The sequence below is a fragment of the Mesorhizobium sp. M7A.F.Ca.MR.362.00.0.0 genome, assembly GCF_004023175.1.
In the GTDB taxonomy this organism is placed as follows: Bacteria; Pseudomonadota; Alphaproteobacteria; order Rhizobiales; family Rhizobiaceae; genus Mesorhizobium.
Map to the genome: position 1 here is coordinate 1 of NZ_RZTF01000261.1, position 9,198 is coordinate 9,198.

General features: G+C 64.7%; 7 protein-coding genes and 1 pseudogene. All 8 read right to left on the reverse strand.

Translation table 11 applies throughout. The features are described 5' to 3' along the window. Positions 1-1,362, reverse strand: a 1,362-nt coding sequence (locus EOC06_RS25685) for an aldehyde dehydrogenase family protein (protein ID WP_128309098.1), incomplete at its 3' end; no start/stop codon positions are given. A gap of 237 nt (positions 1,363-1,599) precedes the next feature. Then, complete coding sequence (locus EOC06_RS25690) at positions 1,600-2,874, reverse strand: RNA polymerase sigma factor (protein ID WP_128309099.1); 1,275 nt, start codon at positions 2,872-2,874, stop codon at positions 1,600-1,602. Continuing rightward, positions 2,871-3,245, reverse strand: a complete 375-nt coding sequence (locus EOC06_RS25695) for a YciI family protein (protein WP_128309100.1) — start codon at positions 3,243-3,245, stop codon at positions 2,871-2,873. Before EOC06_RS25695 ends, EOC06_RS25690 begins: the two co-directional genes overlap by 4 nt. 107 nt (positions 3,246-3,352) lie before the next feature. Beyond that, a pseudogene (locus EOC06_RS25700) lies at positions 3,353-4,463 on the reverse strand (DNA topoisomerase IB). A 99-nt stretch (positions 4,464-4,562) separates the two neighbouring features. Continuing rightward, positions 4,563-5,501: a glycosyltransferase family A protein gene (locus EOC06_RS25705; RefSeq protein ID WP_128309101.1), complete on the reverse strand. Its 939-nt coding sequence runs from the start codon at positions 5,499-5,501 to the stop codon at positions 4,563-4,565. A 143-nt stretch (positions 5,502-5,644) separates the two neighbouring features. Further along, complete coding sequence (locus EOC06_RS25710; RefSeq protein WP_127270501.1) at positions 5,645-6,529, reverse strand: transglutaminase family protein; 885 nt, start codon at positions 6,527-6,529, stop codon at positions 5,645-5,647. A gap of 66 nt (positions 6,530-6,595) precedes the next feature. Beyond that, positions 6,596-9,007 (reverse strand): circularly permuted type 2 ATP-grasp protein, encoded by a 2,412-nt coding sequence (locus tag EOC06_RS25715; RefSeq protein WP_128309102.1) that lies wholly within the window; start codon positions 9,005-9,007, stop codon positions 6,596-6,598. Positions 9,008-9,013: 6 nt separating this feature from the next. Next, positions 9,014-9,198 (reverse strand): transglutaminase family protein (locus EOC06_RS25720; protein WP_164898733.1); only part of this gene is annotated, 185 nt, incomplete at its 5' end.

A 9,198-nucleotide genomic window follows, 5' to 3' on the forward strand; every position in this document is an offset into this window, starting at 1 on the left:
CTCGGCGCCCGAGGTACCGATGTTGACATTGGCAATGCCGCAATCCGATCCGTCGACACCCAGGAAACGCTCGGATTCCTGCAGGTCTCGGGTGAAGATCGACGAGGACAGGCCTGCCCCCACGGCATTGTGCTCGTCGAGCACCGCGTCGAAGTCCGAATATTTCATCACGTAGAGGATCGGCGCGAAGGTCTCTTCCGTCACCGGTGACACCTGGCTTGGCATTTCGACCAGCGCCGGGTGCACGTAGTACGCATCCGGATGGCCGTTCTCGACCCGCGTGCCGCCGGTCACCTTGCCGCCATGGGCAGCGGCTTCCTTCAGCGCCTTCTGCATGGCGTCGAAGGCCGCCTTGTCGATCAGCGGCCCGACCAGCGAGGAGGTCTCCAGCGGATTGCCGACAGACACACTCTCGTAGGCCTTCTTGAGGCGCGGAACCAAGGCGTCGTAGACGCTGTCATGCACGAACAGGCGCCGCAGCGTCGTGCAGCGCTGGCCGGCCGTGCCCATCGCTCCAAACGCAATCGCGCGCAGCGCCATGTCGAGATCGGCGGTCGGGCAGACGATGCCGGCATTGTTGCCGCCGAGTTCCAGCACCGCGCGCGCAAAGCGCTTGGCCAGCCGCGGGCCGACGTCGCGGCCCATGCGGGTCGAGCCGGTTGCCGAAACCAGCGGCACTTTGGGGTGATCGACCAGGATCTCGCCGACGGCGCGGTCGCCGATCAGCACCGGCGCCAGGCCATCAGGTGCGTCCGCGCCGAAGCGCTCGACCGCACGCTTGAAGATAGCCTCGCAGGCAAGTGCGGTCAGCGGCGTCTTTTCCGACGGCTTCCACACCACTGCGTCGCCGCAGACCAGTGCCAGGGCTGCATTCCACGACCACACGGCCACCGGGAAGTTGAAGGCGGAAATGACGCCGACGACGCCGAGCGGATGCCAGGTTTCCATCATCCGATGGCCCGGGCGCTCGGTGGCGATGGTCAGGCCGTACAATTGCCGGGAGAGGCCTACGGCGAAATCGCAGATGTCGATCATCTCCTGCACTTCGCCGAGGCCCTCGGACGGGATCTTGCCGACCTCGATCGAGACCAGCCGGCCAAGCTCGGCCTTGTGCGTACGCAGCTCCTCGCCCAGCAGCCGCACCAGTTCGCCACGCCGCGGGCCGGGCACCATGCGCCAGGCCTGGAAGGCCTTGTGCGCGGCATCGATGGTCTTAGCCGCTTCGGCCGGCGAGATCGTCCTCAGCGCCGCGATCTGCTCGCCCGTCACCGGGCTGCGCACGATCAGGTCGCCGCCGACAAGCGTCTCCTCGGCCACACCCAGTTTCGCCAGCAGTTCGGTCGTTTCGTTGCCTATCGTCATTCTTGTCCCTTTCAGATTCCGTCGCTCATAATGCATGTCGCCAAAAGTGCCCCCGGTTTTGGAACAACGACATGCACAAAAGGCATGCCGGTCAAAGCCTGGCGCCATGCTGCCCGCGTGCACAAAGGCACCTCAGGCACGATCATCGCGTGGCATTACTCGTTTCAAGGGAAAATCACCACCCCGGCATGGTCCAAGCCCAAACTGCACGATTGAGCCAGATGGGGCAGATGGCGCTCAGTTTGCCTTCTTGGCCGCTGGGCGTACCGCACCGTCCCTGATCAGCCGGTCGATATGCATGCGGATATGTGCCGCTTCCGCCGCCGTGTTTGCAAGCGCTATGGCGCGGTCGAAGGCGACGCGCGCCTCGTCGCCCCGGTCGAGCTGCATCAAGAGGCCCCCCTTGAGGCCGAAAAAATGGAAATAGCCGGAAAGCCGTTCTTCCAGCGGCTCGATCATGGCCAGCGCCTCCGCCGGTCCACGCACCTTCGAGACCGCGACGGCCCGGTTGAGCGTGACCACCGGCGACGGCTGCATCTGCTCCAGCAAGCGATAGAGCAGGTCGATCTCGTTCCAGTCGGTATCCTCCGCCTTTTCGGCCCGCGCGTGCAGTGCGGCAATCGCCGCTTGCACCTGGTAGGGGCCGGGCTTGCGATGGCGTAGCGCCTTGTCGACCAGCGCCAGCCCCTCATCGATCATCTTGCGGCTCCACAGGCTGCGATCCTGGTCTTCGAGCAGCACGATCTCGCCGCTCTCGTCGAAACGGGCCGGTGCGCGCGCATGCTGCAGAAGCAACAGCGCCGTCAGCCCCATGATCTCCGGCTCGGTCTGGAACAGCCGCAGCACTAGCCGTGCCAGCCGGATCGCCTCCTCGCACAGCGGTGCGCGGGCCGGCGCCTCGCCGCTGTTGGTCGAATAGCCCTCGTTGAAGACCAAGTAGACCATGGCGGCGACGGCGGCGAGCCGTTCCGACCGCTCGACCGCGCCCGGCGTCTCGAACGGCACGCCGGCGTCCGCAATGCGCGCCTTGGCGCGAGTGATGCGCTGCTCCATGGCGCTTTCGCCAACCAGGAAGGCGCGCGCGATCTGCTTGACCGTAAGACCGGAGACGATGCGCAGCGCCACCGCGATCTGCTGCGTTGCCGGCAGATCAGGATGGCAGCAGATGAACAGCAGCCGCAATATGTCGTCGCGGTAGTGCGCCCCGTCCAGCCGCTCTGCGATATCGCTCTCGGCGTCCTCCAGATCCGAAACCTGGTCTTCCTCCGGCATCGGCGCCTGCTTGGCGCGCTTGCGCACCGCATCGATGCCGCTGTTGCGGCCGACGAAGATCAGCCACGCCGCCGGGTCGCGCGGCGGCCCGTTCTGCGGCCAGTTCTTCAGCGCCCTGAGGCACGCGTCCTGGAAAGCTTCCTCCGCCGTATCGAGATCGCGGAAATAACGCAGCAGCGCACCCATCGCCTGCGGGCGGGCGGCGCTGATCGCGGAGCTTATCCAGGCCATCTCGGTCATGCGGAAACCTTGGCGGGATTGAAGATCGAGACCGGCCGGATCTCATAGGAGCCGCCGCTCGGGTTGACTTCGGAAAGCTCGCGGGCGAACTCCACCGCCTCGTCGAGATCGGCGCATTCGAGCGTGTAGAAGCCGAGGAACTGTTCCTTGGTCTCGGCGAACGGCCCGTCGATGACGACCGATTCGCCCTTGACCTTTCTCAGGGTCGTCGCGGCGGTCGTCGGCAGAAGCGGTGCCACCGGGCCGAGCCGACCAGCCTTGGCGTACTTGTCCTGAACGTCGAGGAGATTGGCCATGACCTCATCGTCCTGTGCCTTGCTCCAGGAGCAGACGACATCTTCGGAGGCATAGCAGAGGATTGCGTAGAGCATGGCTGGTCCTTTTCTCTGTCAAAGGACGAAACAGTAAGACCGATCCCGACACGACGTCGATAAAAAAATCCAGATGTGGACGGATTTGGCCACGGCCAGCGCGCCGGTCAGCTTTCTCCCAGTTTCAGCCATCGCAGCACGAGAGCTTCCTCGTCATCGAGACCATCGATGGAGCGTTTGCGTTTGTTGGCTTGCGCCATCTCATTCAGCAACCGCCCTTCGGACCACGCTTCGAAGACCCGCGGATGGATATAGCATTTGCGGCAGACGGCACGCGTATTGCCCAGCCGCTCGGCAACCTTGTCGATGACGCTGTTCATCGCCCTGTTTCGCTGCGCCTGGCTTTGCGGCAGTTCCGTTTGGGCAAACAGCGACGCGGCGTGAATGGTGCCGCCCCAGGCCGGTGCGGAAATGCTTCGAACTGAAGGCGTCGCCGACCGCCTCACGGATATAGCGGTTGACGTCCTCGGAGCGGACCGGCCGTCTGTTGCCGTCCTCATCGAGATACTGGAACAGCTTCTGGCCTGGCAGGTCCTGCGCGCCGCGCACAATCCTGGCGATGCGGCGGTCGACCAGCTTCAGCTTCCACTCCTTGCCCGACTTGCCCTTGAAGGCAAAGCGCAGGCTTGAACCGACAATATCCACATGCCGGTCGCGCAACGTGGTCAACCCGAAACTCTTGTTGTCGCGGGCGTAGGCGGCATTGCCGACCCGGATCATCGTGTTGTCAAGCAGCCAGACGACCGCGGCGACGACACGCTCGAACGGCAGACCACGACGGCGCAGATCGCTGTCGATCCTGTGCCGCAGGTCCGGCAGGCTCTCGGCGAAAGCGACAAGGCTCGAATATTTGGCACCATCGCGCTCTTCGGCCCATTGCGGATGATAGCGATATTGCTTGCGTCCGCGCTGGTCCCTGCCGGTTGCCTGGATATGGCCGTCCGCGTCCGGCGAAATCCACACATCCGTCCAGGCCGGCGGAATGACGATCGCCTCGATTCGGGCCCTGGTAGTGTCCGAAACTGTTCCTCCGTCCGGTCCCTTGTAGGAGAACCCCTTGCCTGTTTTCAGCCGCCGGATACCGGGCTCAGCATCACTGACATAGCTAAGCGACGCATGGTCGGCCGAGCTTTGTGCCCCGTTTTTGGGCGCACCATCTGGCGATACAGCGTCCTCGCCAGCCGGTCGGCCGGGCGACAATTCGGATTTTTGCAACATGTCGGCTCCACGCGAATTCCGTAGATAAGCCACTGGCCGACCGCTGGTTCCACCCGCCGTCCGAAAAGCGCCTCGCGCCGATATCGCGGTGGCTGGCGCCTACAGAGCGCCTTGCAGCTTGATCGGCGGCGCGGACAAACGCCGCCGCGCCGCGAGCTTGAACCTGTAGCGCAGGCAGCGCCAAGCTTCTGAGCGCCGCTTCGGCGCGGCCGCGGCTACCGCCAGGAAGCGCGCCGCGGTGCCCAGATCGCCGCGCGCATAGTGGACCCGGGCGATCTTGAGGGCGACAAGCCCTTCCCTGGCCTTGAGCGCCGACAACGGGATGTTGCAGTCGGTGAGTGTGCGCAGTTCCCGGCGCCAGTCCAGAAAGCGCCGCACCGGGTTGAGGGCAAAGCGGTCATCGGAACGTACCGGCGAAACCTCATAGACCATGACAGGTTGCGAGACCATGGCGAGCGATGCCTTGCTCATCAGCCGTGCCCAGAACAGCGTGTCCTCGTCATAGGCCATTCCGATGGGGAACCGCGTCTCGCCGATCAGGGTCCGCGATGCCAGAACGCTGCCCACGGCGACCGAACGTATGTCGCCTTTCACATAGGACGAGGCATTTGCCAGGCACGCAGCCTGATAGCCGTTCGGCATCTTGATCTGCCGGTCCTGGCCGTTCACCCGTCGCCGGTAGGCACCCACGATCATGTCGGCCTCCGGCTGCTCCTGAGCCTTGCGGAGCAGTGCGCGCAACCCGCCCCGCAGATGCAGGTCGTCGGCATCGATCAGGTAGACCCAGGAATAGACCGCTTCGGCCAGCGCCAAATTGCGGGCACCGCCTGCATCGCGGCATTTGGCCGACAGCACGCGCAGCGGCAACGAGAGTTGTGCCGCGGCCTCCCGCGCGACGGTTGCCGTGCCATCGGTCGACGCATCGTCGACCAGCAATATCTCGCCGATGATCTCGGCCTCACTGCGTAGCGATGCCAGCGTTGCAGCAATGGTCGCCGCCGCGTTACAGGCAGGAATGACGACGCTGATTGCTCTCAATTACAAAACCTCGCGCCATGCGCTTGAGGATACAACTACCGTCACCCCGAAACGAATACAGACTAGCGGCCGCATCGGTATTTGAGAAGCAGTCTTGTCCATCCCGAATTGCGGCGCAAATACCGCTGCGTGTACGACCTGCTTCAGGCTCTTTCGAGCACGACCGGAATGACGTCGACAGCTTGCTCGCCAACCTGTCCCCCCGTGGTCTTGAGCACGCCGACGATCGGCGCCACGTCCGAATAGTCGCGGCCGTGGCCGACGGTGATATGGTCGTTGCTGGCCCGCATGCCGTTGGTCGGATCGAATTCCTGCCAGCCCGCATCGCGCCCGCACCAGACCTTGACCCAGGCATGCATGGCATCGGCGCCTTCCAGCCGGGGCTTGCCCTTCGGCGGGATGGTGCGCAAGAAGCCGCTGACATAGCCGGCCGGAATACCGAGCCCGCGCAGGCCGGCGATCATGATGTGTGAAAAGTCCTGGCAAACGCCGCGCTTCAACTTGAAGGCATCACTGGCCCGGGTCCGCACCGTTGTCGCTTCGCCGTCATAGGTGAAATCGCGATGGATGCGATTGCACAGGCTCACGGCCGTGCCGGCGGCAGAGCCGGCGATGCTGTCGCGTGCGTAAGCGGTGATCGCATCGTCGATGCCGGCATGGGTGCTGGCCGTCAGGAAGTGGTGCGGTGCATCAGGTGCCAGAGACCGCATCGCGGCGAGTTCTTGCCTCAGCCGGGCGATATCGGGCGACACGTCGAGCCCGGGCTCGGGCCGAGACACCGACACGCGGGCGCTCATCCTAATGTCGAGCGCGTCATGCGCGTCGCGAAAGGCGATCGAGGTGACGTTGTTGCCGAAGAAATCGGAAAAGTCGGAACGTTCGTTGGGTGCCGGCGCAAAGGACAGGGATGCGGCGATGACACGCTGCACGCCTGATATCGTCGACGGCAGTACGCGCACCTGATGACGACCGCCGCCGGCCGCTGCAGCGTAATCGTAATGCAGATGAAGCCTGATGTCGTAGAGCATGTTCTATTTTTCTGCCTTTGCGCAGGTTCTTGTCGCAAAACCGTGCGACAGTTTTGCGGAACCTGCTTAGCCGAAATAGGCTTTGGCGAGGCTGTTGTAGAGGCCGCCGATTTCAAAGGCGAGGTCGTCCAGCGCCTTTGCCGTCATATCCGAAGGCTCCTTGATGGCGATCTGGGTGTTGAGCTGCAGGATTTCCTTCGCCGCCGGCGACATTTGTCCCTCGCCGCCGAGTGACGGCAACAGGCCGATTTCGGCTTTCAGCCTTTCGAGCTGGAACAGGATCGAGCGCGGATTGAGCGGATCGAGCGCCAGCAGGTCGATCACCGTGCGCCGACCGGCCTGCACCGGATATTGGCGGCGATGGGTCATCACGCTGTCGCCGATCTCCAGCATCATGTCCAGCGCGCCGTCCGGCGCCTTGGCGCTGGTCAGCCGCGACAGCGTGCGGGAGATCTGGATACCGCGCTCCAGCCGGCGGCCGATCTCGAGGAAGCGCCAACCGGCGAAGCGGTACATGTTCTCGTGCAGCAGGCCGGAAAAGCCGGCGAGCTTGCGCAGGATGACCGTCATCGCCCGGGTCGCGTCGTCGCCGGGCGCGACCGTCGTTGCGAACTGATGGATGGTTTTCGACAGGTCCTTCAGCGCCAGCCAGCCATCGGGCGAGAAGCGGTCGCGGATCTGCCCGGCGCTGTAGACCGCACTATCCAGCGTGCCGATCAGCCCTGACGGGATCGCCGTCTCCACATCGATGCCGAAAGGTTCGAGATAATCCCTGATGTCGGCGAGCAGCGGCATATCCGGGTCGGAGGTTTCGGCGAGCCGCACATGGTAGGCGCGCAGGATGCGCACCGTGTCTTCCGAGCGCTCGATATAGCGGCCGAGCCAGGTCAGGTTCTCCGCCGCGCGACTGGGCAGGCTGCCGGGCCTGGTGCGGCTGAAACTGTCGCCTTCCTGCGGCAGCAGCGTCTCGCGCTCCACCGGTTTGTCGCTGACAACCCAGACATCCGCCGCCTGGCCGCCACGCTGCATGGCGATCGCCGTCGGGTCGAGCGACAGGCCGATACGGGCAAAACCGCCCGGCATCACCGTCCAGCCTTCCGGCGTTCGCGCCAGGTAGACGCGCAGGCTGGCTGGCCGCGGCTCCAGCCAGCCGCCGACATAGACGGGCGTCGTCGAAAGCGTCACCGCTTCCTGGCCGACGAAATCGCCGCCATCACGTTCAATGCGCGCCACCAGTTCCGCCCGCTCCCCGGCCGACAGAGCCGAGCCTAGCTTCGTTGAATCGTCGTCCTCGAAGGCAAGCCTCGTCGACAGCGCCGGCCCGATCACCATGCGATCGATGTTGGCCAGCACATGCGCGCGTTCGGTTGCTTGCCCGCACCACCATGTCGCGACGCTTGGCAGCAGCAATTCCTCGCCCCGCAAGGCCCGTGAAATCTTGGGCAGGAAGGCAAGCAGCGCGCGCGTCTCCATCAGGCCGGAGCCCAGCGCGTTGACGGTAGCAACCGCGCCCTGGCGGATGGCCTCGACCAGGCCCGGCGTGCCGATCTGCGAATCCGCGCGCAGTTCGAGCGGATCGGCGAAGGCGGCGTCGAGCCGCCGCCACAACACGCTGATCGGCATCAGGCCGGAAACCGTGCGCACCATCAGCCGGCTGCCGGAGACGGTCAAATCCTCGCCTTCGAGCAGCATGATGCCGAGGTAGCGGGCGATGTAGGCGTGCTCGTAATAAGTTTCGTTGAGCGGCCCCGGCGTCAGGATGGCGACGCGGCCGTCGGTTTCCTTGGCCATGCCGATCAGCGCGTCGCGAAAACGGCGGAAAAAGCCGGCAAGGCGGTGCACATGCATCTCGCCATAGATGTCGGACAGCGCGCGTGTGGTGGCGACGCGGTTTTCCAGTGCGAAACCGGCGCCGGACGGCGCCTGCGTGCGATCACCCAGCACCCACCATCGGCCATCAGGCCCGCGGCCGAGTTCGAAGGCGCAGAAATGCAGGAAGTGGCCGCCGGCCGGCCTAGTGCCGACGACAGGCCGCAAATATTCCGGGCTGGCGGCGATCAATCCCGCCGGCAGGATGCCTTTCTCGACCAGCCGGTTCGGCCCGTAGATATCGGCGATGGTTTCCTCGAACAGGTCGGCGCGCTGCACGAGGCCGGCGCTGATCGCCGCCCACTCGCTCTCCTCGATGAGAACCGGGACATGCGCCAGCGGCCATTCGCGCTCATTGGCACCGGCCTTGTCATAGACGCGGTAATAGACGCCGGCATCGCGCAGATACTGGTCGGCGCGGGCAAAGCGCTGGCCGAGCTTTTCAGCGCCAAGTTCCTCGAGCGCCTCGACAAAATGCTTCCAGGCCGGGCGAGGATTGCCTGACGCATCGACCATCTCGTCGACGACGCCGTCGATCGGCTGGTAGTGCTCCAGCAGGCTGTGGGTCTGCGGCTTGCCGCGTCCCCTCTTGTGATTCCCCTTTGCCATCGCTGATCAGAGTCTTGCCGGCCGCCGAAGGTCAAGGGTCATCGGGAAATCTTCCGCCGGTTGTTCTTCACGGATCACATAGGCGGATGGCGTATGACCGCGCGGTTCGAAGCGGGCGAGCCGCCGAGCTTCCGCCTCGTTGCCATTGACCGGAAAGGTGTCGTAATTGCGCCCGCCGGGATGGGCGACGT